The following is a 25341-nucleotide window of genomic DNA, read 5'->3' on the forward strand; positions in this document are numbered from 1 at the left end:
ATGGCAGGCAGGACGAAAACCGCGTCGGGTGAAGGCGGCGCGATCATCATCAAGAAGTACGCCAACCGGCGGCTCTACAACACCGCGTCCTCCAGCTACATCACGCTCGAGGACCTCGCCCGGATGGTGCGCGAGAATGTCGAGTTCCAGGTGCTCGACGCCAAGACCGGTGACGACATCACCCATTCGATCCTGACCCAGATCATCATGGACGAGGAAGCCAACGGCAGCCAGCAGATGCTCCCGGTGAGCTTCCTCAGGCAATTGATCGGCATGTACGGCAATTCGATGCAGGCGCTGATGCCCTCCTACCTCGAGGCGAGCATGGCGAACTTCCGCGACAACCAGGCGAAGATCCGCGAGGCCTTCGAGAAGGGCATCAGCGCGACGCCGTTTGCCGCGCTGCACGAGACCAACATGGCGATGATGCGCGCCGCCGCCGACGTCTTCATGCCGGGCCTTTCCAAGAGCAAGCCCAAGTCCGCCGCCCCCGCGCAAGCCTCGGAGAGCCGCGACGAGATCGCGGTGCTGCGCGAGCAGATGGCGGCGATGCAGAAGAAGCTGGACGAACTCGGCAAATAGCGCTTAGCGGCCTGCGCCGGCGGCAGCAGCCGCGCTCGTTCTAGCAGGAAGCCCACTCCCCGTGTCCCAGATCCGCCACGCCCTCACCGTCACGCGCGAAGACGACTTCGCCAAGTGGTACCAGGAAGTCATCTCCGCCGCCGACCTTGCCGAGGAATCCGGCGTGCGCGGCTGCATGGTCATCAAGCCGTGGGGCTACGGCATCTGGGAGCGCATCCAGCGCTTGATGGACGACCGCATCAAGGCCGCGGGGGTGCAGAACTGCTACTTCCCGCTGTTTATCCCGCTCGCCAACTTCACCCGCGAGGCCGAGCATGTCGAGGGCTTTGCCAAGGAGATGGCGGTGGTCACCCACCACCGGCTGATCGCCGACGGCAAGGGCGGGCTGATCCCCGATCCCGAGGCGAAGCTCGAGGAGCCGCTGGTGGTCCGTCCGACTTCGGAGACGATCATCGGCGATGCCATGGCGCGCTGGGTGCAGTCGTGGCGCGACCTTCCGCTGCTCACCAACCAGTGGGCCAACGTCGTGCGCTGGGAGATGCGCACGCGGATGTTCCTGCGCACCAGCGAGTTCCTCTGGCAGGAGGGCCACACCGCGCACGAGACCCGCGCGGACGCGCTCGCAGAGACGCACCGCGCGCTCGAAATGTACCGCGCCTGCGCCGAGGATGACCTCGCGCTCCCGGTGATCGCCGGCGAGAAGCCCGAGAACGAGCGTTTCCCCGGCGCGGTCGAAACCTGGTCGATCGAAGCGATGATGCAGGACGGCAAGGCGCTTCAGGCCGGCACCTCGCACTACCTCGGCACCAACTTCGCCCATGCGGCGGGGATCCAGTTCCAGGACCGCGAGGGCAGCCAGCAATATTGCCACACGACCAGCTGGGGCGTCTCGACCCGCATGATCGGCGGCGTCATCATGACCCACGGCGACGACGACGGGCTGCGCGTGCCGCCGGCCATCGCGCCGCAACAGATCGTGATCATCCCGATGCTGCGCGAAGCGCCGGAAGATGCCGAGCTGATCGCCTATTGCGATGGGATGCGCGCCGCACTCTCCGCGCAGACCGCGCTGGGCGAACGCATCCGCGTGCTGCTCGACACCAAGCCCGGCAAGGCCGCCGCCAAGCGCTGGGACTGGGTGCGCAAGGGCGCGCCCGTCATCATCGAGGTCGGCCCGCGCGACATGGCCGAGGGCAAGCTCGCAGTGCTGCGCCGCGACCGGCTGTGGAACGAGGGCAACGGCAAGCCCGCCTTCACGTACCCCGCGAAGGACGAGTTCGTCGCCGGGGCGGGGGCGCTGCTCGAGGCGATCCAGCGCGCGCTCTTCGAGGAGGCCCGCACGCGGCGCGATGCGAACATCACCCGCGGCCTCACCGATTGGTCGGCGGTGACCCGCCACTTCGAGAAGGGCGGCAAGTACCCCGGCTGGGTCGAGGTCGAGTGGGCCAGGCCCACAGGCAGCGCGCTCGAGAAGGTGGTCGAGCAGTTGAAGGCTTCGAAGCTCACCATCCGCAACGTGCCGCGCGGCGCCGAGCCGGCGAGCGGCACGTGCATCTTCACCGGCGAGAAGGCGGTCGAGCGCATCCTTGTGGCGCGCGCTTACTAAGCCACTTTCGTCACCCCGCGAAGGCGGGGGTCCAGCTAACCCGAGACTCTGGCTGGATCCCCGCCTGCGCGGGGATGACGAGGGTTGCGTTCGAGGGGCCGGGCCGCGACAAGGCTGGCATGCGCAAACTGATCCTGCTCGCCGCCCTCGCGGCTGCCCCGCTCTCCGCCCAAACCCACCCCGCCGACGCGGTCTCCGCCGAGCGGCTCGAGCAGGACGTCGCCAAGCTGGTGAGCTTCGGCACGCGGCACACCCTGTCCTCTCAGACCGACCCCCAGCGCGGGATTGGCGCAGCGGTCGATTGGGGGCTGGATGAGTTCCGCCGCATCGGCGCCAAGTGCGGCGGGTGCCTCGAGGTGCTCCCCGTCAGCGAGACCGTCACCGGCCCGCGCATCCCCGCGCCAACGCTGGTGCGCAACGCGGTCGCGATCCAGCGCGGCTCCGAGCGCCCCAATGAAGTCGTCATCGTCCAGGGCCACATCGACAGCCGCGTGTCGAACGTGATGGATGCGACCTCCGACGCCCCCGGCGCCAATGACGACGGCAGCGGGACCGCGCTGGTGATCGAGGCGGCGCGGGTGCTCTCGGGCACGAGATATCCCACCACGATCATCTACGCCCTGCTCTCGGGCGAGGAACAGGGGCTCCACGGCGGGCGCATCCTCGCGGACTGGGCGCAAAGCCAAGGCTTCACCGTCAAGGCGGTCCTCAACAACGACATCGTCGGCAATTCCTGCGGGAGCGATGGCTATTGCGAGCCCAAGGTGGTGCGCGTTTTCTCGGAAGGGCCCCGCGCCGACCTCACCGACAAGCTGCGCGCGGCGGCGACGCGGTTCGGCGGCGAGAACGACACGCCCTCGCGCAACCTTTCGCGTTGGGTGGCGGAGCTTGCGGCGAAGCACCCGGGCGAGATGCAAGTCCGCCCAATCTGGCGCACCGACCGCATGGGCCGGGGCGGGGACCAGGTGCCGTTCCTCGAGAAGGGCTACCCCGCAATCCGCTTCTCGGTCGGCGTCGAGGACTACGACCACCAGCACCAGGACCTGCGCACCGAGAAGGGCGTGAAATACGGCGACACCATCGACGAAATGGACTTCGCCTACCTCGCCGGGGTGACGAAGCTCAACGTGCGCGCGCTCGATGCGCTGGCCCGCGCGCCGATGCCGCCGAAGGTGACGGTGGACGCGGCTGTGCGGGTGGATACCGAGATCAAGTGGAATTCGGTCCCCGGCGCGCAGGTCTATGCTGTCGTTACCCGCGCGACCGATGCCCCGGATTGGGGCGAGGGTGCTACCTTGATGACCATCGACGGCCCGGTCGCAACCGGTCAGGACCGCACGTTCAGCCTGGTCAAGAAAGTCCGCGGCGACGACTGGATGTTCGGCGTCGCTGCCTGCGCGGGCGGCTATTGCTCCCCCGTCTCCAGCGCGGTCCCCGGCGGGGCCTTTGAGCCGGTGGGGAGGGAGTAGCGGGTCCGTCCGTTCGCCCTGAGCTTGTCGAAGGGCCGTTCTTCCTTTCGGCACGACGCAAAAAGGAAGGGCAGGGCTTCGACAAGCTCAGCCCGAGCGGTTAAGGGGAGGGCATGCCCAAGCCTCCCAAGCTCCCCCAGGGGATGCCGAGCCGCAGCCAAGTGCTCGACTTCATCCAGTCCTCCGACATCCCCGCCGGCAAGCGCGAGATCGCCAAGGCTTTCGGGCTGAAGGGGCAGGAGAAGATCAAATTGAAGGCGCTCCTCAAGGACATGGCCGAGGAGGGCCTGATCGACGGCAAGAAGAGCGCCTATCACCGGATGGGCGGGGTGCCGAAGGTCACGACCTTGAAGATCGTCGACGTCGACGATGGCGAGCTCATCGCCGAGCCCGACAACTGGGACCCCGAGGCCCCCGGCAAGCCGCCGCGGCTCGTGGTGCGCGAGCCGAAGATGCGAGGTGCGAAACGGCCCCCGGCGCTGAAGCGCGGCGACCGCATCCTCGCGCGCACCGAGGAGACGGAACGCGGATGGGTCGCGCATCCGATGAAGAAGCTCCCGGCCGCTACCCAAGGCCTGATGGGCGTCGTCGAGATCGACCGCACCGGCAAGGCCTGGCTCGCGCCGGTCGACAAGCGGGTGCGCCAGTCCTCCCCCATCGCCGACCTGGGCAGCGCCGAGGAAGGCCAGCTGGTGATCGCCGAGCGGGTGGGGCGCTCCGAGCGGGCGGGCGTTAAGGTCTTCGAGGTGGTCGGCGACCCCTACGCGCCGCGCAATTTCAGCCTCATCGCCATCGCCAAGCACGGCATCCCGCACATCTTCCCCGAGGAGGTGCTGGAGGAAGCCCCGCGTGCGGCGAAGCTCAAGCTGTCCGAGAAGGCGCGCGAGGACCTGCGGCACCTGCCCATCGTCGCGATCGACCCCGCCGACGCGCGCGACCATGACGATGCGATCTGGGCCGAGCCCGACGGGCAGGGCGGCTTCAACGCCGTGGTCGCCATCGCCGACGTCAGCTTCTACGTCCGCCCGGGCAGCGCGCTCGACCGCGAGGCGCGGAAGCGCGGGAACTCGGTCTATTTTCCCGACCGCGTGGTGCCGATGCTCCCCGAGGTGCTCAGCGCCGACGTGTGCTCATTGAAGGAGGGCGAGGACCGTGCCGCGATGGCCTGCCACCTCCACATCAGCGGTGAGGGCAAGGTCACGAGCTTCCGCTTCACCCGCGCGTTGGTGCGGATCGCGCACAACATCGCCTACGAGGACGCGCAGGCGCAGGTGGATGCCGGAAACCCTCCTGAATACCTCGCCAACCTCTGGGCCGCGTGGCGCGCGCTCGCCGCGGCGCGCGATGCCCGCAACCCCCTCGAGCTCGAACTGCCCGAACGCCGCGTGGTGCTCGACGAGCAGGGCCGCATCGCCTCGATCGCAGTGCGCGAGCGGCTCGATGCGCATCGCGTCGTCGAGGACTTCATGATCGCCGCCAACGTCGCCGCCGCCAAGGCGCTGGAGGCCAAGACCGCGCCCGTCGTCTACCGCATCCACGAGCCGCCGAGCCGCGAGAAGCTGATCGCCTTGCGCGACTACCTTGCCACCATGGGCAAGAAGCTCGCGCTCGGTCAGGTTGTGACGCCGGGTCTCTTCAACCGGATGCTCAAGGACATCTCGGACGAGGCCGAGAAGGCGCTCGTCATGGAGGCGGTGCTGAGGAGCCAGACGCAAGCCTATTACGGCCCCGCCAATGCCGGGCACTTCGGCCTCTCCTTGGGCTCCTATGCGCACTTCACCTCGCCGATCCGCCGCTATTCCGACCTCCTCGTCCACCGCGCGCTGGTCGATGCCTACAAGCTCGAACAGCCCGCCCCGCCGGGCTCGATCCCGGCCACCTCGGGCCTCTCCGACCGCGACCGCGCGAGCCTGGAGCAGGTCTCCGACGCGATCAGCCAGACCGAGCGCCGCGCCATGGAGGCCGAGCGCGACACCATCGACCGCTACGTCGCGGCGTGGCTATCGAACCGCGTCGGCGAGGTCTTCGACACGCGCATCACCGGGGTGCAGAGCTTCGGCTTCTTCGCCACCATCACCGGCCTCGGCGGCGACGGGCTCGTCCCGATCTCGACGCTCGGGGGCGAGTACTTCCGCAACGACGAGGCCGCCAAGGCACTGGTCGGCACCGAGAGCGGCACGACCTACGCGATTGGCGACCGGTTGAAGCTCAGGCTCGCCGAGGCCAATGCGCTCACCGGATCGCTGAAATTCGTGCTGCCCGATCAGGACGCACAGGTGATCGAGCCGCGCGGAAAGCGCCCCGAGGAGCGCCGCCGCGCGCCCGCGGGAGGTCCCCCGAAAAAGGCTGGCAAGTTCATGGTCGGCAAGCGCGGGCGGCCGGGCAACATCCGCCATCAGGGACGCAAGAAATAGGCTAGCCCGCGTGGGCGGCGGCGGTCTCGTCGTAATCGGCGGGGACGATGTAGAGCGGGCAGGGCAGCGATCCTGCCGCGGCCGAGAAATGCGTGACCAGCGGCCCGGGACTGCTGCCCTTCGCCGCGCCGAGCACCAGCGCGGCGACCTCGGAATGCTCGGCGAGGAACTCGCTGACGATCTTCTGGCCGGAGCCGATCTTGACCGAGATCGTCGGCATGATCCCGCTCTCCGCGAGCAGGTTCCCCGCGACCCCGTGGGCGAGCATCTCCGCCCGGTCGCGCGCCTCGGCCTCGATCGTCGCCTGCACCGCGCCGAAGGCCGAGAAGTTCTGCTGCGGCACCAGCGCGAGCAGGTGCACCGCACCCCCCACCGCCGCAGCCCGCCGCGCGGCGTAACGCAGGGCCGCGGTCGCCTCCTCGCTCTCGTCGATGATCACCAGGAATGTGCGCATGTTCTCGGGCCCCGTGTGGGCCGAAGGTATCGGTGCATTCGTATTATTTGGCAAGCGCGCCGTCTCCGACCCCTTGCCCGGGCCAAGGGAATTGGCCAGAGACAGCCCCAAGGATCGACCACGGGAGTATCAGCGGATCATGGCCCTCGACATCAAGATGCCGGCATTGTCGCCCACCATGGAAGAGGGCACGCTGGCGCGCTGGCTGGTGAAGGTCGGCGACAGCGTTGCCTCGGGCGACGTGATGGCGGAGATCGAGACCGACAAGGCGACGATGGAGTTCGAGGCGGTCGACGAGGGGGTGATCGCCGAGATCCTCGTCGAGGAAGGCACCGAGGGCGTGAAGGTCGGCGCGGTGATCGCGCGGCTCGCGGTCGAGGGCGAGGAAGCGGCGCCTGCGCCCGCTCCGGCGGCGGCGAAGGAGGCGGCTCCGGCACCCGCTGCCAGCGCGCCCGCCGCGGCTCCCGCGGACGACGGCCCGGGCGCAACACCCACCGCGAAGAAGCTTGCCGAGGCGAACGGCATCGATCTTGCCGGCCTCACCGGCACCGGCCCCAAGGGCAAGATCACCAAGGAAGACGTCGAGGCCGCGATCGCCAAGGGCGGCGGCGCGCCCGCGCCCGCGCCCGCGCCTGCCGCAGCGCCCGCACCGGCGCCCGCCGCTTCGGCTCCGGCCTCGGGCGAGCGGATCGTCGCCTCGCCGCTCGCCAGGCGCATCGCCGCCGCCAAGGGCATCGACCTTGCCCAGGTGAAGGGCAGCGGCCCCAACGGGCGGATCGTCAAGGACGACGTCGAGAGCTTCACACCCGGCGCGGCCGCTCCTGCCGCGGCTGCCGCACCTGCCGCGAGCGCGCCCGCACCCGCCGCAGTGCCCGCGCCAGCGCCCGCTCCGGCCATCGAGGGCGGCGCGCCCTTCGTCGACGAGAAGCTCTCGGGCGTGCGCAAGGTCATTGCCCGCCGCCTCACCGAGAGCAAGCAGACCGTCCCGCACTTCTACCTCACCATCGACATTCGCCTCGATCCGCTGCTCGAGCTGCGCAGCCAGCTCAACAAGTCGCTGGAACCGGACGGGGTGAAGCTGTCGGTCAACGATCTCCTGATCAAGGCGCTCGCCCGCGCGCTGATCCGCGTGCCGCAGTGCAATGTCAGCTACCAGGGCGACACGCTGCGCCGTTACAGCCGCGCCGATATCTCGGTGGCGGTGGCCGCGCCCTCGGGCCTCATCACCCCGGTCATCACCCATGCCGACACCAAGGGCCTCGCCGCGATCTCGACCGAGATGAAGACGCTCGCGGGCAAGGCGCGCGACGGCAAGCTGATGCCGCACGAATATCAGGGCGGCACGGCGAGCCTCTCCAACCTCGGGATGTACGGGATCAAGCAGTTCGACGCGGTGATCAACCCGCCGCAGGCCATGATCCTTGCGGTCGGCGCGGGGCAGGAGCAGCCCTATGTGGTGAACGGCGCGATCGAGGTGGCGACGGTGCTCCATGCCTCGGGCAGCTTCGACCACCGCGCCATCGACGGCGCCGACGGCGCGCAGCTGATGGAGGCGATCAAGCAGCTGGTCGAGAACCCGATGGGGCTGGTGGTCTAAGGGCAATGCGGGAAGTTTCGCGCGATCCGGTCGTGGCCATACACCGGCAGGTTCGCTTCCTTCTACGTGCTATGCGCGATTACGATAACGGAGACGAAGACGCAGCCATTTTGATTGCCGGATATCTTTACACCCTCACCGTCAACCGCGGCCGAAACAGTATATCCTTGCTATCTCAATCTGGTCTCGATGACATTAGTTTCACCTCGATCCAGAAAAACTCTATCTTTAGCGACTCTGATTTGATCGTCTCTCTTGTCGTAACCTCCGGCCGCATCAGTTTCCAACCAACGCCGAACCCCAAGCTATATGAGTTATCAGTTGTTGATTGGCTGGAAGAGAATATCTGGTGCAGAGGTAGTCACCGGATCACTCGCCGACAATTGATCGAAACCGTCAGAGATAAGGAGGGGTTCGGTCATTTCGATCGGTCTCTATTAAGCGGAGAATATCTCGACTTTCTTCGAAATGCAGTAACAAGTGTTAAATGGGCAACCTCTCAAGGAGGGACGGTCCTGCAGTCCTATCATGGAAATCTGCATATCGTTGATGAGGTACCCGAGCAGGATGCACTCACACCGGAAATGACCTCGGACTTCAGCTACGTGGATAACATCCACCACGCCTCGCTCCGACAAATGGCTAATGAAGTTATGCTATCACTTTTAAGGATAGAGGAATTCAGCAGATACCAAGCGGCCTTCTGGACACTCGATTCACGCGAAGAAGCCGACAAGAACCCCGCACTAAAAGCATGAGCCCCCATGACTGACCGCTCCCCTCAGATCCGCGTCACCGCCATGCCGGCCGACACCAACCCCTATGGCGGGGTGTTCGGCGGATGGCTGATGGCGCAGATGGCGCTGGGCGCTGGCTCGCTCGCGAGCCGGGTGGGGCAAGGCAAGGCGGTGGTCGTCTCGGCGACCGACTTCGCCTTCCCGGGCGCTATGGCGGTGGGGGATGAGCTGAGCGTCTATTGCGACCTCCTCGCCACCGGCACCACTTCGCTCACCATCGCCGCCGAAGCCATCGCCCGGGAACGCAACGGCGAGGCCACCACCAAGGTCGCGAGCGGCATCTTCAAGTTCGTATTGCTGGACGAGGACAACCGCCCCCGCGCGCTTGCCGCTTCCGAAACCCTTCTCCTCCCCAAGGACAATGACAATGGCCAATGACTATGACGTGATCGTGCTGGGCTCGGGCCCCGGCGGCTATGTCGCGGCGATCCGCTGCGCGCAGCTGGGCCTCAAGACCGCGATTGTCGAGCGTGAGAACCTCGGCGGCATCTGCCTCAACTGGGGCTGCATCCCGACCAAGGCGATGCTGCGCTCGGCCGAGATCTTCCATTACATGCGCCACGCGGGCGACTATGGCCTCAAGGTCGCGGGCCAGATCGAGGCGGACCTCGCCGCCATCGTCAAGCGCAGCCGCGGGGTGGCGAAACAGCTCAATCAGGGCGTCACGCACCTGATGAAGAAGAACAAGATCGCCGTGCACATGGGCGAGGGGCGGCTGACCGGGCCGACCAGCCTGACGGTGACCTCCGACAAGGGCGAGGAACAGCTGACGGCGAAGCACGTCATCCTCGCCACCGGCGCGCGCGCTCGCGACCTGCCCTTCGCCCCCGCCGACGGGAAGCGGGTGTGGACCTATCGCCACGCCATGACCCCCGCCGAGCTTCCAACGAAGCTGCTGGTGATCGGCTCGGGCGCGATCGGGATCGAGTTCGCGAGCTTCTACAACGACCTCGGCAGCAAGGTGACGGTGGTCGAGATGCTCGATCGCATCGTGCCGGTGGAAGACGCCGACGTCTCGGCCTTCCTCGAGAAGAGCCTCAAGAAGCAGGGCATCACGATCATGACCGGCGCCGGGGTCGAGGCGCTGACAGTCTCCGACAGCGGCATCCAGGCGACCATCAAGGACAAGGCGGGCGCGAGCACCACCAGCGACTTCAGCCACGTGATCGTCGCGATCGGCATCGTCCCCAACACCGAGAACCTCGGGGTGGACGGCCTCGTCGACATGGAACGCGGCTTTATCCAGATCGACCCCTACGGGCGCACGAAGTCGAAGGGCCTGTGGGCGATCGGCGACTGCACCCCGGGGCCGTGGCTGGCACACAAGGCGAGCCACGAGGGCGTCACCGCCGCCGAGGCAATCGCAAAGGAGCTCGGCAACACCGAGGTCCACCCGCACCCGCTCGACCGCAGCGCGATTCCCGGCTGCACCTATTGCCACCCGCAGGTCGCCAGCGTCGGCATGACCGAGGCCAAGGCGAAGGAAGCGGGCCTCGACGTCAAGGTCGGCACCTTCCCCTTCATCGGCAACGGCAAGGCGATCGCGCTCGGCGAGGCGGAGGGGTTCATCAAGACGATCTTCGACGCGAAGACCGGCGAGCTGCTCGGCGCGCACATGATCGGCGCGGAGGTCACCGAGCTCATCCAGGGCTACACTGTCGGCAAGGTGCTCGAGACCACCGAGGCCGAGCTGATGCAGACCGTCTTCCCGCACCCCACGCTCAGCGAGATGATGCACGAGAGCGTGCTCGACGCCTACGGGAGGGCGCTGCACTTCTGAGGCGACGCCTGGTGCTCCCGGCGCCGCCCGGCTCCTGGGCGCGATCTACCGGTTCATGAGATTCATGCTGTGTCCGGCAACGTCGAACATCACCACAGCGATGCCGTCCTCGCCGATCCGAATAGCCAGGTTTTCCATGGTCGCCATCGACGATGCCGCTGGAGTTGCCTGCGTGATGAAGGTGCTCGACCCGTTGGATGTGCGGGTATCGCTGCAAGAGCACCCTGTGGAAACCAGGCACGGTTTCGCCAAGAACGGCAAAGGAGGGCGCAAGCGCTGCAAGCGAATGTAGATCGGTTTCCGGCCGGACGTGTTCATCGGCCTCGAGCACGACCTCGCCAGCCACATCAGTCACCGGCACGATCGACTTGGCAAAACGGCCCCTTCGCCCAGGCGGTCGCGGCCTTGCGATGGCTTTCCACCGCGAAGGCATCGAGGATTGCGGGGCTATAACCGCCCATCGTTGCAAGCGCATCGGCACCGATCCCCTGCGGCGAGAAATGGGTCTTGAACGCCGCTTGGGGATCGGTGTGCCATGCGCCGCCATCCGATCCCATGGGAACACGCGACATCGAGTCAACGCCGCCGCCGATCGCCAGCACCGCCTCGCCGCTCATGACCTTGGCAGCAGCGATGTTGCACGCTTCGAGGCCCGAAGCACAGAAGCGGTTCACTTGGACCGCTGCGGCGGTCTCGGGATAATCTGCGGCGAGGGCCGCGACGCGGGCAATGTCCGCGCCCTGCTCGCCCACCGGCGAAACGCAGCCCAGAACCACTGTTCGACCAGTCCTCCATCGAGACAATTGCGATCGCTAGCGCTGTCGGCACCTGTGCGGCGAGGCGAACCGGGGTGACCTCGTGCATCGCGCCGATGGATTTGCCTCTCCCTCAGGGGGTGCGGACAGCATCGAAGATCAAGGCCTCAGCCATGGGACGGCTCTCCTGTAGCAGCCGCTGAGGCAAGCATCTTGCCGACGCTGTGGTTGAGTAGGCCCGAACCGGCGAGGTTCTGCCCGCCGTCGCAGACGATCTGCGTGCCCGTGATATAGGCCGAGAGCGGAGAGGCAAGGAAGGCGACGGCTTGTCCGATCTCGCCGACCTCGCCGAGCCGTTGCAATGGGATCGCACGCACGAAGCGTTCGAGCTCTGCCGGATTGGCAAGCCGGAGTAGCCCCTCCGTATCTGCGATCGGGCCGGGTGCAACGCTGTTGACGCGGATGCCATAGGGCCCCCACTCGAGTGCCAGATTGCGCATCATCTGCTCGATCCCGGCCTTGGCGGCCCCGGCATGGGCCTGAAAGGCATAGGGCATGAAGCCCTGGCCGGCCGAAACATAGACGATGTTTCCGCGCGTTTGGCGCAGCTGATCGAACGCCGCGCGGGTCGAATTGAACGAGCCGATCAAATCGATTTCGATCACGGTGCGGAACCCGTTGGAACTCAGCTTTTCGGCAGGCGCGAGAAAATTGCCGGCAGCACCGCAGACAAGTGTCGAGACCGGACCAAAGGTGGCTTCCACCTCGGCAAGGAACGCTGTCTGCGCACCGAAGTCCCGCACATCGGCGACAACCGGCAGCACCCGGCCGCCATGCGCCCGAAGCTTCTCTGCAGCCGCCTCGAGGCGCGATGCGGTCCGCCCGCAAATCGCGACATCCGCGCCGAGGCTCGCCAGCGTGTCGGCGATCCCGAGATTGATGCCGCTGCCACCGCCGGTAACGGCGACGACGCGCCCCTTAAACAGCCCTGGCGCGAAAAGTGCTGATGCATGTGCAGTCATGTTGCTTTTACTTCTCAAGGCACGCGCGCGAGGGTGACGGCGATCTGGAGATCACGCGCCGCGGCGAGAATGGTGGCTTCGTCATCAGGCGTTGCGGTGTGCGAAAGTTCGACCACGATGTCCGCCTCAGCATCGTCCGGGGCTCTTGCCCTGGCGGTCCCGCCGGACAAGCCCTGCAAGCCGTCGAGCACGGATTGCAGGGCTACGGCCGAAGCGAGCAGGCGCAGCCGGGGCTTGAAGATCTTGCCCAGAAGGGTCAGCGGCATAGCGGGCAGAATGGTGACGGTGGCCGGAGCTGCCGGACGTTCGGCCACATAGTCGCGGGCATGGCGTTCAAGCTCGGCCTCGGCAACCTCGGCTCCCTCCCGCAGCGTCACGAAAGCGACCGGAACCTCGCCTGCGTAACCGTCGGGGCGACCCACCGCCGCAGCCAGGGCCACCGCAGGATGCGACTGGAGTGCGTCCTCGATCATGCGCGGGTCGATATTGTGGCCCGAACGGATGATCAGATCTTTGGCCCGCCCGGTGAGGAACAGGTAGCCGTCCTCGTCGAGCCGCCCGAGATCGCCGGTCGGAAACCACCCATCGGCATCGGCCACCGCCGCCTGTCCGAGATAGCCTTGCACCACCGCCGGGCCGCGGATGAGGATTTCGCCATCCGCGTTCACGCGCAGATCGATATACGGGGCGGGCAGGCCGACCGATCCTTCCCGCCGCGGCGCGCCGCGCGGATTGCTCGACACTATCGTCGTCGCCTCGGTCATGCCGTAGGATTCAAAAACCCGCGCGCCGGTCTTGGCCTCGAAGCCCTCGATCAGCGCCCTCGGCATGGGTGCCGCACCGCAGGAGACATAACGCAAGCTCGCAATGTCGGCATCGACCGGCACACCCATCAGCGCGGTAAGGACCGTTGGCACGGCGGAGAAGCCGGACACCCGGTGGCGTGCGACGATCTTCCAGAAGTCTTGCAAAAGGTAGGGGTTCCGGAAGCCCGCGAGCCCCGGGATCAGCATATGCGCACCCGTCGCTATAACGGTGAGGCCTGTGGCGATACCGGCAATGACATGGTTGGTCGGCAGCGCGCTCAAGAGCACGTCGCCCGGAGCAAGGTCGCTGCCGCTTGCAACCTGCACGGCGCAGACGAGCTGGTTGCGATGCGTGTGCGCGACGAGTTTGGGCCGCGCCGTGGTGCCGCCGGTGTGGAAGATGCTTGCGATGTCATCGAGTGTCGGACGCGGAACGGACAGCACATTGTCCGGCTGCGCGGCCATGGCCGCCTCCAGGTCGACGGCACCGGCCGGCGCGCTGCCCAGCGCAATGACGAGCCTTGCTCCCACTGCTTCGGCTATTCTCGATGCGCCTTCAGCAAGATCGGCGTCGATCTCCGGGCCCACGCTTACTACCACCTTGACCCTCGCCGCACGCATGATCTCGACCATGTGGTCCGGCCGCAGCAACGGGTTGACCGGGACCGCCACGCCGACGGCTGACGCCGCCCAGATGGCTGTGAAGGCATCGGGCATTGTCGGCAGCAGCACTGCCACCCCGTCGCTGCGCCCGACACCGAGCTCCACGAACAGATTGGCTACGGCTGTGACGCGCCGGGCGAGCGCGGCGAAGGACAGGCTCGCGGGGACATCGCTCGCTAGCCCGCGTGGCAGGAAGGTAATCGCCGGCGCATCGGGCCAGGCCGCAGCCGCCGCCTCGATCAACGCATAAGTGGACGAAACAGCGATGCGCTCCTCGATCGGCGTTGCCGCGAAGGCGGCGATGTCCGCGCTGTTGGCAAAGGGTGCGAGCGCGAGCGCAAGAGGGGGCCTCGTCATCGAGCTTCTGCCGCTTCTTCGAAGCCGATCATCGTCACCGCAGATTCGATCGGCTCTCGCCCTATGCGCAGAGTGTTGATCTGCGCTTCGGGATCGGCGTATCCCAATGCGATGCCGCAATAGACCAGGTATTCATCGGGAATGGCCAGCGCGCTGCGGACGGTCCGATTCATCCCGGCCCACGCCGCCTGGGCGCAAGTCGAAAGCCCGCGTTCCTGTGCCAGCAGCATGAAGGTCGAAAGCCAGATGCCTACATCAGCCCATTGGCCGCGCTCCATCGTGCGGTCGATGGTCACAATCAGGCCCACCGGCGCGCCGAAGAAGGCGAAATTGCGGGCGAAGTGCATCAGACGACCGAGCTTGTTCTCCCGCGCGACACCGATGTGGCCATAAAGATCTTCCGCGCAGGCGATGCGGCGGGCGTTGTACGGGTCTTTGAGATCGGGAGCATATATCGGATATTCAGGCGGCTCGCCGCGTGGATTGGCCGCTGCCGTTTCCCGCACGCGTTGCAATAGATCGGCAAGCGGCGCTCCAGTGACGGCGAAGACGCGCCACGGCTGCATATTGCTGCTCGACGGCGCAAGCTGCGCGAGTTCGAGTATCTCATGCAGGGTGCCCGCGGGGACAGGGTCCGGCAAAAATGATCTTACCGAACGGCGGGATTGGACCGCCTGTGAAACACCAACCATCTGTATCGCTCCTTGATCGGATCGGTGCTTCATGCATATTTCGGATTGCAGACCGACAAGGATCGATATGACTATTGCGAATTGTGAATGAGTGGCGCGCAGCTTGCCACGATAGAGGCGTTCCTAACGGTGATCGACGTGGGCGGCTTCGGCGATGCCGCACGTGAGCTCGGACTGAGCCAGTCCACCGTGAGCCGGCGTATCGCTCAGCTTGAAGACCATCTCGGCTGCCGCCTGCTGGCGCGTTCCACCCGCCATCTCAGCCTGACGGAAGCAGGCCTAATCTTCGCGGACGAAGCCCGGGCTGCGCTTGCAGGCCTGCGCAGGGCCGAGCTGCGCGTGATGGGCGAAGATGCCATTCTCTCTGGGGCGATCCGGATGACAATGCCGACCGCCTACGGGCGCTTGGTCGTCGTTCCCGCGATCGCCAAACTGATGGAACAACACCCTCGTTTGGCGTTTCACCTCAACCTCTCCGACCGCTACGTCGACCTGTTAACCGATCCCCATGATATTGCCATCAGACTCTCTGACGAGGTGCCGTCGGGCTGGAAAGTTGTCCGGCTCGGTTCGGTTGGCGGTGGGCTCTACGTTGCGCCGTCCTACCTGCACCGGCATCCGGAACCGCGAGCGCCGCACGATCTGCAGTCGCATCGACTGCTCGCAGCGAAAACCTATACTCCGCGAACGACCTGGAGACTGAAATGGAAGAACAGGGAAAGCGTTCTGGAAATAGCACCGGTGGCGATCATCTCCGACTTTGCAGCACTTCATGATCTGGCGCTGGAGGGCGCAGGCATCGCGGCTTTGCCGGACTATGTCGCCGCCCAAGCTGTGCAAAGTGGTGCGCTTGTGGAGATCCTGCGCGGCACTGTTGTCGACCTTTGGCCGGTGTTCGCCGCATATCCGCAGCACATGGCGACCGACCGCAGATTGGAAACGATCGTTTCGGCGCTTCAGAGGAGCGTCTGACTGCGGATTGGCATACGCGAAAACAGATACTCGGCTTTCAGATACGTCTGCTCAGGAGCCAACTTTGAGCAGCGGGCCCAATTGCATTCCTGCGCGAGGCCGGCCGGTTGAGAGGATCTGGTCGGGTTCTTGCGCATAAGCTGCCAGTCAATGCAGCGCGACCGACCACACATTCGCACAAGGTCGCAGCCGCGCAGCTTGCTGTCGAACGCAAGGTCAAACAGCGCAGGATCACGCCAGCGGCGGCGTTCGTTGTGATGATATCGGATTTGCCAGTTCCGCTTCGGCTTGAGAGCGCGCTTGGCGCCAACAGTCCGCGTTCGCTACTGGGTACTTATTGCTGATTGTTTCGGTTTCAGGCGTTTCCATGATCGTTCTCCAGTGACCATATCGGTCACAGGAAGGATGCCTCTCGGCCTGAAGATCGAAAGTCCTGTGGCACTGATCGACCCAGAGACCGTCATCTACGGAGCCGAGATCGAACGTCCGGTTCCGCCAAGAGCCGTCAATCCACTTTTGCGAGTGCGTGAGGGCCATGCTCATGACCGCCTGTGGGTGGAAAGCGGACATCACGGATCGTCATTCCGTGTGATTGCTTCACCTTCGATCAGACCCGCGCCCTCCTCATGCCTGGATCTACTAGAGAATGGCAACAAACGGCGGGTGATTTGCGCCTGCCACAGCCCGTTTCATGCCGGGCGAATTGAACGCCAGGGTGATCACGCCTTTCTTGTCGACCGCGATGACGCCGCCATCCCCCTGCTGACGCGCGACCTCTGCCAGCATCGCGTTGCAGGCATCCTCGAGGCTTGCCCTGCCGTAGGCGATGCGCGCAGCGATATCGCGCGCGCCGCCCGCGTAGATGAAAGCCTCGCCAATCCCGGTGCAGCTGACCGCGATATCGCCGTCCGCCCAGTTGCCGATGCCGGTGATCGGGGTGTCGCCGACGCGCCCGGCGCGCTTGCCGAACAGGCCGCCGGTCGAGGTCGCCGCGGCCAGCCGGCCTTGCCGGTCCAGCGCCACCGCGCCGACGGTCCCATGCGCCAGGCCGCTGTCGGGCTGGAGCAGTTCCTCCACCTCCACCCCGACCGGCAATCGGTAATGGGCAGCGCTGTCGGTGACGAGCGCCATTCCCTGTTCCTCGGCCAAGCGCCGCGCGCCTGCGCCTGCAATCAGCACATGGGGCGTCTGTTCGAGCACCGCGCGCGCTGCGCTGATCGGGTGGACGAGGCCCACCGCTGCGCATACGCCGCCCGCTCGCATCCGCGCCCCGTCCATGATCGCGGCGTCGCATTCGACCTCACCCCGGTCATTGGGCGCAGACCCGCGTCCGGCGACATAAAGGCCGCTCGCCTCCATCGCCGCGACCGCGTGTTCGACCACGTCGATTGCGCTTGCTCCCGCTGCCAGCCGCGCCTCGCAGTCCCGCACCAGCGCGCCAAGATGCACCTCGACCTCGCGATAGTCGCGGGTGGGGTGGACGCCTGCTCCGCCGTGCAATGCGATGACGTGGGGGTGCGGCATCAATCTGTGGCCTTCCTGATTGCAACGGTGATCGGCGTGATGTCGAAGGCGACGCCTTCGATCGTGTAACGGGCGCGGCCCTGTGCATCGCGGCCCCACCACCCGCGCGCCGCGCCGGTCTTGGCGAAGCGGTAGGTGACGCCCTCGAGGCCAGCAAAGGAGTGGCGTTCGGTCACGCTGGCAGCGGCGTTGTCCAACAATCCTTCCCCCACGACCCCCGCAAGCGATTGGTCGCCATAGGCCATGCCGCCGCCTGCGAGCAGCGGGCGTTCGACGTATTCGCGCCCCGCCGTGGGTTTGCGGACAGGGGCGGGGGTGACCCCCGGCTCGGCAAGATCGATGCTGTCGCCTGTGCCCGCCAGCCCGAGCCTCAGCCCTGCGATCCCGATCCGCCGGCCGGGGGTCCGCTGCGCCGTTCGGGCATCGAGCAGGGTGACATAGCCGTTGCCCTTCACCTGTGCACGGGCCTCGCCGAGGGTGACGATCAGCGCGGTGTCCTCATCAATCCCGAGGCCGATGCGCTGCGGCCGATCCGGGTCGGTGATCGCCACTGCCAGCCGCCCGAGCCGCGCGCGCTCACCGAAATGCTGATCGACCAGCGCGCCTTTCAGGAACCCGAGCCCGCGCGTCAGTTCGAGCGGTTCGCCGCCCGCGCTGACCAGCAGCGCGCCCAAGCTGTCGCCCTGACCGATCATCCCTTCGCTCATGATCGCTGCCCCGGCCGAGGTGCCGCCGACCACCGCACCGGCCGCCAGCCTGCGACGGATCGCTGCCAGCATCGGAGAGTCGCTGCCGTCCTTCTCCCGCAGCAGCGCCGTGATCCGCGCCTGATCGCCGCCCAGGAACCAGATCGCGCCCGCGCGCTCCACCGCGGCGATCTCCGCCGGGTCATGCGCGTTGCCGGCCCATCGGCTTTCATCCACATCAGGCGTGCCGGGGTCGTCGACGGCGGCGAGGCGGATGGTCACGATGTCCTCCGGCTTGGCGCCATGGCGTTGCAGCGCGGCGGTAAAGGCCCGCGACGAGGCGGCGGATTCGCCCGAGGCCGCCGGGATGATCGCGATACCGGGCTCGCCTTCGGGCCGGGCATCGAGCAGCGCGGCGAAGATCTCGGCATTGGCCGGATCAAGCCCGCCGCCGACGATCACCAGCGTGCCGCCCTCGGCCCGCGCCGCTGCGGGGCTCGCCACCAAAGCAAGGCCCGCCAGAATGAACCGTGCCCGCATCAATATCCTCCCAGATGGGCCGCAACCATCACCACGCTCGATAGCGCGATCAATCCCAGCACCGGCCGCCAGATGAAGGCCAGCCATTCGCCGAACCCGATCCGGGCCGCTGCCAGACAGGCCATCAGCACGGCCGAGGTCGGATTGACGAGATCGGTGAACCCGTCGCCCAACTGGAATGCCAGCACCGCCGTCTGCCGTGTCACTCCCGACAGGTCGGCAAGCGGGGCCATGATCGGCATGGTGACGCTCGCCTGCCCCGATCCCGAGGCGATGAAGAGGTTGATGAGGCTTTGCACCATGAACATCGTCCAGGCTGTCAGCCACTCGGGCATCGCGGCGGTGAGGCTGCTCAGGCTGTCGAGCAAGGTGTTGAGCAGCGAGGCCCGCGCAGGATCATCTCCGCCCAGAATCAGCAGGATACCCTTGGCCGCGCCGACCACCAGCGCCGCGGGGAGCAATTGCGCAGCGCCCTCGCGGAAGGCATCGACCATCGCGTGCACGCGCGCGCCTTGAATTCGGCCGAGATGGGCGATCGCGGCGGTGGCGATGCCGACGGCGAAGAACTGCGCGGCAATCTCGGGCAGGTAGTAGCCGCGCGTCGAAACACCCCACGCGACCCAGCCGACCCCGGCGATCACGCTCAGCAGCACCAGCTTGTGAGCGAAGGTGAACGCCATCGCCGGAGCGTCTGCCGCTGCCTCGCCCAGCGTCCCGATCCGGGCCCGCTCCCCCAGCCGCACCGCGCGGGCATGGCGTGCGACAAACAGCGCGGCGGCAAGGGTGAAGCCCAGCCACAGCACCGCGCGCACCTCCAGCCCCGACAAGGGCGCAAGGCCGGCAATGCTCTGCGCAACAATCACGCTGAAGGGGTTCATCCAGCTGGTCGCAAAGCCGATCTGGCTCGATCCGTAGCAGACCAGCACCGCCGTCACCGCATCATAGCCTGCGCGGGTCAGCGCGGGCGCGAGCAGCAGGGTGAGGGCAATCGCCTCCTCCGACATTCCGAACACCGCGCCTGCCAGCGAAAAGGCGATGCACAACGCGATGATCAGCGTCTCGTTACGCGCCTTGCCGCCGGGCAGGGCGGATTGCAGCGCGGCGTCGATCGCGCCGGTCTTCATCACCATCCCGAACACGCCGCCGAGCACGATGATGAAGGCCATCAGGCCGATGGCAGCCGAATTGCGGTCTCCGGTGACCAGCCCTGCAAACAGGAAGTCGATGAAGCCGGTGCGCGCCTCCCCGCCCATGATCGGCGCGGGGCTTGGCCCCGCGGCGGCGATGAAGCTGCCCGGCACGATCCGGGCCGGATCGCCCGCCAGCGCGAAATGTCCCGGCGTGAACAGCCAGGTCGCCGCCCACGCCAGCACGGCGAGCGTGAACAGGATCAGCAGCGTGTCGGGCATCTGCCAGCTTTTCGCCGGGGGCAGCGCGGGATCGTCGGTCATGCATTCTCCTCGCCGCGCCGCCCCGGGCCCTGCGCGCCCTTGACGCGCGAGGCCCGGGTGGTGCGACCCTCACCGTGGCTCAGAACCGCGTCACGATGCTGACCGTGGCAAACCGACCGATGAGATCGTGATTGAACAGGTCGACATTGGACGACGAACCGAGCACCAGCGGGGGATCCTCGTCAAGCACGTTGCGCACCGCCAGCTGCACGAAGCTGCCTTCGGCGAAATCGTAACTCACGGCGAGGTCGAAGGTGATGTAGTCGTCGACGAAGTATTCCCCGTCACGCGGAAGGCCGAGCGCATCGAGCGTGCGGTTGGTCGGATCGTCGCGATAGCCGCTGGTGTAGAACCCTGCGACCGAAGCACGCCATGCATCCTTGCGCCAGCGCAGCCGGGCCGTCCCCACCCAGTCGGGATAGAGGTAATCGCCCGCCAGCCGTTCAACCGGGCTGGAGGGCGACGCCTGCCGGTCGAAGTTGAGGATGTGGGTCACGTCCGCGGTCAACGTGAACAGCCCGAGCGGGCCTTCGGGGAAGCGGTGGGTGTAGGCGACATCGATCCCGTCGGTCTTCTGGAAGCCGAGATTGGTGATCTGGAAATGCGCGTCGGACACAAAGCCGTTGGTCACCTCCAGCCCGGGTGAGCCGGTCGGCAGCAGGCCGGAACCGACCACCGGGAATTCCCCCGCCAGCGCGCGGCGGATGAAATCATCCTCGTCGATGCCGACCAGATTTTCGTGCCGGATGTTCCAGTAATCGATCAGCAGTTCGATCGCATTGCTCGGCTGGAACACCACCCCGCCGCCGAAGCTGCGCGCATTTTCCGCTTCGAGATTGGGGTTGCCGACGTCCTCGGACAGCAGCGCCTGGCCGGTGGCGTTGGCGTTGTTGTTGCAGGCCTGCGGCGTGGCCCGGCAATCGACGCGATAGGACGACAGCAACACCCCCGCCCCGCTTTGCGCGAGGGAAGGCGCGCGGAAGCTGGTCGAGTAATTGCCCCGCAGGGCGAGCCACTCCACCGGCTGCCAGCGCGCCGAGACCTTGGGATTGAAGTCGCTGCCGAAGCCTTGGAAATCGTCGTAACGCGCGGCCAGTTGCAGGTTGAAGGTCTCGGTCACCGGGACGTAGAACTCCCCGAACACGGACCAGTTGTTGCGCGTGGCATCGGCGCTGGTGGACGAGAAGCCGAGGATCGGATCGGGGTTGGTCGGTGTCGCGACCGCAAGGCCCGAGGGCACATCGCTCAGCGTTTCGCGCCGGAATTCGCCGCCGAACGCAGCCTTGACCGGGCCGGCCGGCAGATCGAGCACCGTGCCATTGACGAAGCCATCCAGCGCATAGAGCCGCGACTTGCCGCGCCGTTCGGCCTGCGTTTCCAGCAGGTCGAGCACGCCATCCTCCTGCTCGGTCTGACCGCCGAAGGGGTTGTACCACAGGGTCGATTTGCCGGAGCCCTCGCAGGTATTGCCGACAAAGCGCGCGCTCGGCCGGGCCGCGTTGACCGTCCAGCGGTTCACCCGGCTGCCGTCGGTGCAGATGTTGCCGAGGTTGAGATCGTAGAACGCGCCCGACCGGTAAAGCCCGGAGGTTCCGCGTTGCACCCGGTCATTGCCGCCGAACAGGAAGGCGACATCGAAGTCCCAATCGCCGGTCAGGTCGCCCTTGAGGCCGGAGGTGATCCGGTAGCTGTCGGATTCGACCTCGACCCCGCGCGGCTCGGGCACCTTGCCCCAGGCGAAGATCGGGAAGCCGAAGAATTCGCTGAAGTCGTCCACCCCGGCTTCGTCGACGATGTCCTGCTTGAGCGCGGCAGGCCAGAACGGGTTTTCGGGGTCGACCGGCGCGCGGCTGAAGTTGGCCGGACTGCTGACCCCGCGCGAACGGACGCGCTGGTAGATGACATCGTTGTACCAGGTCAGACCGTCGGTGATGCGGAACTGGTGGGTAAACAACCCGCCCAGCGTTTCCAGCCGGTCATTGGCCGAGACGAAGGCGTTGTTGTTGACCTCGCAGAACTCGCCGAGGTTGCCGACCCCGAAATCCTCGGGCGCGCAGCCGCCGTTCCCCGGTCCCTCGGTCTGGTCGTTGGTCTGCAGGAACAGATCGTTGAAGCTCGGGAAGAAGCCCTGCTGGCTCGGGCTGAAACTGTTGCGGCTGATCGCCCGGTCGCGCAGGAAGAAGGGATTGCGGCGGAAATAATCGACCACCAGCATCACCGAATTGCGCTCACCCAATTGGGCACCGAACACACCGGAGATATTGAAGCGGCCTTCGTCTGTCCCGGCGGTGGAATTGCCGTAGGAGCCGGACAGCTCCAGCCCCTTGAAATCCTCGCGCAGCACAAAGTTGACGACCCCCGCCACGGCGTCCGCACCGTAGATCGCCGATGCGCCGGACGGCAGCACCTCGACCCGCTCAATCGCGGCGAGGGGAATGGAGCTGGCATCGATGAAGCTCTCCTGCCCGCGCGCGAAGGCGCTGATCTGGGCGCGGCGTCCGTTGATGAGCGTGAGGGTGGAGGAGGCACCAAGTCCCCGCAGCGATACCGCCGAAGCGCCGACCGGCGTGTCGGAGGACAGCGCACCGGCGGTCGCGGTGGAGAAGGTCTGGCCGCCGCCGCTGGTGACGGGCAGGTCTTGCAGCACTTCGATGATCGTGCCGGCGCCCGACTGGACGATATCGTCCCGCGTCACGGTCAGCGTCTGGACCGGCCCGTCTTTGGGCAAGCCGGCAATGCGGCTGCCGGTGACCGTGATGGTTTGCCCCTCTTCGGCGGACTGTTCTGTGGTGGTGGCGCTGACGTCAGCTTGGGCATCGGCCGGCTGCGCCTCGGCCTGAGCCAGAGCGGGCGTGGCAACGCCGGCAAGCAGAATGGAGGCGACGCGCAGCGCGCCGCGATAAAGCGGTGTTTGCAATGACATGAGATTAACCCCCTGAAACCCTGAAGCACGGCGCGCGGCCGCGAGGCGGATCAGCGAGAGAGAGCCCGGACCTGTGGTGGAGTGCAGCGTCGCGCCACGGCGCCACTCGCTGCGATCGATCCGCGCCTATCCCGCGCGGTGGAGGATCACTCGTTGAACCAGTCGGTGAGGTGATACTCGACCGACCGTCGCACAGCCACTTGGCCAGTGGCGGGACAGAAAAACAAGCTGACCATCTGGCGAATATGTCATGGATACCTGTGGGGTGCAAGATTCTTGCGAGCCACCTGCTATCTGGCGCAACAGCGTTCAATCGCCCGCCGGCTTCGCCTCCGAGGGCCAGGGCTTTATCGCATGCTTGGCGATCTCACTCTCCGTTTGCCGGTGGGGCCTACGCCTTGCGCCTTCCGCCGCCCGAACAACGGGTCCAGTCCCGGCTCGACCCAGGTCCCGATCTCGCGCACCCGTTCGCTTGCTACAGCTAGCGGATAGCTTGGACGCACTGCCCAGACCGAAGTTGCGCCGCATCCCGTGCTTCTGAACCCGCACCATCCAGCTCTCGGTCGCCGACCCGGTCACCACCAGATAAAGGCCTTCGCCATCACCGAGTCTTCCCGGCCGGCTTGCCGATTTCACAGTCGTTGCAGAGAGCCTTCCCATGGCCATGATTCTCCCACGCGAATTCCCATAAATCCAATCGGACGCCCGAGGTTTGGCAGGGATGGCGTGGGACCCGAATCACCGACTGAACCAAGGTAGTCCTTGGATTTTGTCGGCATAGAGTGTGCGGGAATGGCCGGTGGCGGACAGGGTGGGATTCGAACCCACGGTAGGCTTGCACCTACGGCGGTTTTCAAGACCGCTGCCTTAAACCACTCGGCCACCTGTCCTATGCCGCAGTCGGCTAGCGCCGAACGGCGGGGTTGTCACGCTCCTGTGCATTGCGAGCTGTGCGTCGGTGCCATCCAGCCTTCTGTCACGCATCGTCTAGCCCCGCTTAGACCCCCGTCAGACCCCCTCCAGCCCCTTCCAGACCCGCTGTAAAGCGCGTTGCTCTCGACGTTTCACGTGAAACAATCGCGCTGCCGATCGTGTCGACGAGGGTCCTGCGGCGGGTCGAGCGAAAAGGAACCCGCGCCGCAGATCATCCCCAGTTCGGTTGTTGGGAATTCAGGCAAGGTGTGACATCCCTAGGCCGATGATTCCCCGCCTCCTTTCCGCCGCCGCGCTGGCGCTCGCGGCGCTCGGTGCGCCCCCTGCCTCGCTCCCCGTCGCGGCGCAGGGCGTGAGCGCCGACGGCCTGCCCTTCGACGCCTATCTCGAGCTGCTCAAGGCGCGGGCGAGGGCGGAAGGCGTGCGCGAGGACACGATCGAGCGGATGACGGCGGGGCTCACCCCCAATCCGCGGGTGATCGCGCTCGACGCCAACCAGCCCGGCAGCGCCACGTCGCGCGGCTATCCGCCGATGTCGGGCTATATCGCGGCCCATGTCGACGCGGCGCGGATCGGGGGCGGGCGCGCGGTCTACGGCCAGCACCGCGAGCTCCTCGCGCAGGTCGAGGCGCAATACGGCGTGCCGGGTCCGATCCTCGTCGCGATCTTCGGGCACGAGACCAGCTATGGCCGGGTCAAGGGCGAGTTCGACCTCGCCCGCAGCCTCGCGACCCTCGCCTGGGAGGGCCGCCGCCGCGAGCTCTTCGCCGGGGAATTCGTCGCGCTCATGAAGATCGCCGAGCGGGGCTACGACCGCTCGCAGCTGGTGGGGAGCTATGCGGGGGCCTTCGGCAACCCGCAGTTCCTGCCGAGCATCTACCTGCGCCTCGCCGCTGACGGTGATGGAGACGGGCGCGCGGACATCTTCTCCAACAGGGCCGACACCTTCGCCTCGATCGCCAACTATTTCCGCGACGCCGGCTGGCGGCCGGGGCAGCCGTGGGGGGTGCGCGCCGCGGTGGCGGAGGGGTTCGACGGGGCGGCCTACCGCACCCGGCTGGTCTCCCCGGTTTGCCCGCGGGTCCACGAGCGCCTCAGCCGGTGGATGACCGTCGCCGAGTGGCGGGCGCTCGGCGTCACCCCCCAGCGCCCCTTGAGCGATGACGTCATGGCGGCGTTCTTCCAGCCCGATGGCCCGGGCACCCCGGCCTGGCTCCTCACCGGCAACTACCGGGTGATCCTCGAGTACAATTGCTCGAGCTATTACGCCCTCTCCGTGGGACTGCTTGCCGACGAAATCGTGAACTGAGCGGGCGCC

General features: G+C 66.6%; 19 protein-coding genes, 1 tRNA gene and 1 pseudogene. 10 read left to right on the top strand and 11 right to left on the bottom strand.

Annotation, left to right across the window (positions count from 1 at the left end; translation table 11 throughout):
- The 4 genes from phaR to rnr all read left to right on the top strand — a co-directional run bounded on the left by phaR (position 1) and on the right by rnr (position 6071).
- The gene (phaR, locus tag ACLBKU_RS09260) at positions 1–582 is read left to right on the top strand and encodes a polyhydroxyalkanoate synthesis repressor PhaR (RefSeq protein ID WP_410179265.1); all 582 of its coding nucleotides are present in this window, start codon (positions 1–3) and stop codon (positions 580–582) included.
- A 61-nt stretch (positions 583–643) separates the two neighbouring features.
- The gene (locus ACLBKU_RS09265; protein ID WP_410179266.1) at positions 644–2188 is read left to right on the top strand and encodes an aminoacyl--tRNA ligase-related protein; all 1545 of its coding nucleotides are present in this window, start codon (positions 644–646) and stop codon (positions 2186–2188) included.
- A 119-nt stretch (positions 2189–2307) separates the two neighbouring features.
- Positions 2308–3657, top strand: coding sequence for a M28 family peptidase (locus ACLBKU_RS09270; protein WP_410179267.1), 1350 nt, complete (start codon positions 2308–2310; stop codon positions 3655–3657).
- Between the two features lie 113 nt (positions 3658–3770).
- Complete coding sequence (gene rnr, locus ACLBKU_RS09275; RefSeq protein WP_410179268.1) at positions 3771–6071, top strand: ribonuclease R; 2301 nt, start codon at positions 3771–3773, stop codon at positions 6069–6071.
- Between the two features lies 1 nt (position 6072).
- On the opposite strand, the gene ACLBKU_RS09280 is transcribed toward rnr, so the two are convergent.
- Positions 6073–6525 carry a universal stress protein gene (locus ACLBKU_RS09280; RefSeq protein ID WP_410179269.1) on the bottom strand — a complete coding sequence of 151 codons (453 nt, stop codon included), beginning with the start codon at positions 6523–6525 and terminating at the stop codon, positions 6073–6075.
- A 139-nt stretch (positions 6526–6664) separates the two neighbouring features.
- On the opposite strand from ACLBKU_RS09280, the gene ACLBKU_RS09285 reads away from it, so the two are divergent.
- The 4 genes from ACLBKU_RS09285 to lpdA all read left to right on the top strand — a co-directional run bounded on the left by ACLBKU_RS09285 (position 6665) and on the right by lpdA (position 10699).
- Positions 6665–8122 (top strand): 2-oxo acid dehydrogenase subunit E2, encoded by a 1458-nt coding sequence (locus ACLBKU_RS09285; RefSeq protein ID WP_410179270.1) that lies wholly within the window; start codon positions 6665–6667, stop codon positions 8120–8122.
- Positions 8123–8193: 71 nt separating this feature from the next.
- The gene (locus ACLBKU_RS09290; protein ID WP_410179271.1) at positions 8194–8880 is read left to right on the top strand and encodes a hypothetical protein; all 687 of its coding nucleotides are present in this window, start codon (positions 8194–8196) and stop codon (positions 8878–8880) included.
- 6 nt (positions 8881–8886) lie between these two features.
- Entirely contained in the window at positions 8887–9297 is a 411-nt protein-coding gene (locus tag ACLBKU_RS09295) for an acyl-CoA thioesterase (RefSeq protein ID WP_410179272.1), read from the top strand.
- The gene (gene lpdA / locus ACLBKU_RS09300) at positions 9287–10699 is read left to right on the top strand and encodes a dihydrolipoyl dehydrogenase (protein WP_410179273.1); all 1413 of its coding nucleotides are present in this window, start codon (positions 9287–9289) and stop codon (positions 10697–10699) included. Before ACLBKU_RS09295 ends, lpdA begins: the two co-directional genes overlap by 11 nt.
- Before the next feature lie 142 nt (positions 10700–10841).
- Here lpdA and ACLBKU_RS09305 read toward each other — a convergent pair.
- The 4 genes and pseudogenes from ACLBKU_RS09305 to ACLBKU_RS09320 form a co-directional block, all read right to left on the bottom strand.
- Positions 10842–11572, bottom strand: a pseudogene (locus ACLBKU_RS09305) (acetyl-CoA C-acyltransferase); the annotation flags it as partial.
- A gap of 49 nt (positions 11573–11621) precedes the next feature.
- The gene (locus ACLBKU_RS09310) at positions 11622–12476 is read right to left on the bottom strand and encodes an SDR family oxidoreductase (protein ID WP_410179274.1); all 855 of its coding nucleotides are present in this window, start codon (positions 12474–12476) and stop codon (positions 11622–11624) included.
- 14 nt (positions 12477–12490) lie between these two features.
- Entirely contained in the window at positions 12491–14302 is a 1812-nt protein-coding gene (locus ACLBKU_RS09315) for an AMP-binding protein (protein WP_410179275.1), read from the bottom strand.
- Entirely contained in the window at positions 14299–14994 is a 696-nt protein-coding gene (locus tag ACLBKU_RS09320; protein WP_410179276.1) for a nitroreductase, read from the bottom strand. The genes ACLBKU_RS09315 and ACLBKU_RS09320 overlap by 4 nt, the downstream gene beginning before the upstream one ends.
- Before the next feature lie 87 nt (positions 14995–15081).
- On the opposite strand from ACLBKU_RS09320, the gene ACLBKU_RS09325 reads away from it, so the two are divergent.
- Complete coding sequence (locus ACLBKU_RS09325) at positions 15082–15966, top strand: LysR substrate-binding domain-containing protein (protein ID WP_410179277.1); 885 nt, start codon at positions 15082–15084, stop codon at positions 15964–15966.
- A gap of 639 nt (positions 15967–16605) precedes the next feature.
- Here ACLBKU_RS09325 and ACLBKU_RS09330 read toward each other — a convergent pair.
- The 6 genes from ACLBKU_RS09330 to ACLBKU_RS09355 all read right to left on the bottom strand — a co-directional run bounded on the left by ACLBKU_RS09330 (position 16606) and on the right by ACLBKU_RS09355 (position 23980).
- Positions 16606–17490, bottom strand: a complete 885-nt coding sequence (locus ACLBKU_RS09330; RefSeq protein WP_410179278.1) for an isoaspartyl peptidase/L-asparaginase family protein — start codon at positions 17488–17490, stop codon at positions 16606–16608.
- Complete coding sequence (locus tag ACLBKU_RS09335) at positions 17490–18716, bottom strand: cyanophycinase (RefSeq protein WP_410179279.1); 1227 nt, start codon at positions 18714–18716, stop codon at positions 17490–17492. The genes ACLBKU_RS09330 and ACLBKU_RS09335 overlap by 1 nt, the downstream gene beginning before the upstream one ends.
- A complete protein-coding gene (gene yfcC / locus ACLBKU_RS09340; protein ID WP_410179280.1) occupies positions 18716–20167 on the bottom strand; it encodes a putative basic amino acid antiporter YfcC in 1452 nt (483 codons plus the stop codon). Before yfcC ends, ACLBKU_RS09335 begins: the two co-directional genes overlap by 1 nt.
- Positions 20168–20246: 79 nt before the next feature.
- Positions 20247–23084 carry a TonB-dependent receptor plug domain-containing protein gene (locus ACLBKU_RS09345; protein WP_410179281.1) on the bottom strand — a complete coding sequence of 946 codons (2838 nt, stop codon included), beginning with the start codon at positions 23082–23084 and terminating at the stop codon, positions 20247–20249.
- A 315-nt stretch (positions 23085–23399) separates the two neighbouring features.
- Positions 23400–23756 (bottom strand): Arm DNA-binding domain-containing protein, encoded by a 357-nt coding sequence (locus tag ACLBKU_RS09350; protein WP_410179282.1) that lies wholly within the window; start codon positions 23754–23756, stop codon positions 23400–23402.
- A 134-nt stretch (positions 23757–23890) separates the two neighbouring features.
- Positions 23891–23980: transfer RNA gene (locus tag ACLBKU_RS09355), tRNA-Ser, on the bottom strand.
- Positions 23981–24288: 308 nt separating this feature from the next.
- On the opposite strand from ACLBKU_RS09355, the gene ACLBKU_RS09360 reads away from it, so the two are divergent.
- Positions 24289–25332 carry a lytic transglycosylase domain-containing protein gene (locus ACLBKU_RS09360; protein ID WP_410179283.1) on the top strand — a complete coding sequence of 348 codons (1044 nt, stop codon included), beginning with the start codon at positions 24289–24291 and terminating at the stop codon, positions 25330–25332.
- Positions 25333–25341 lie beyond the last annotated feature (9 nt).

The organism is Erythrobacter sp. NE805 (assembly GCF_046452355.1).
Taxonomy (GTDB): Bacteria; Pseudomonadota; Alphaproteobacteria; order Sphingomonadales; family Sphingomonadaceae; genus Erythrobacter.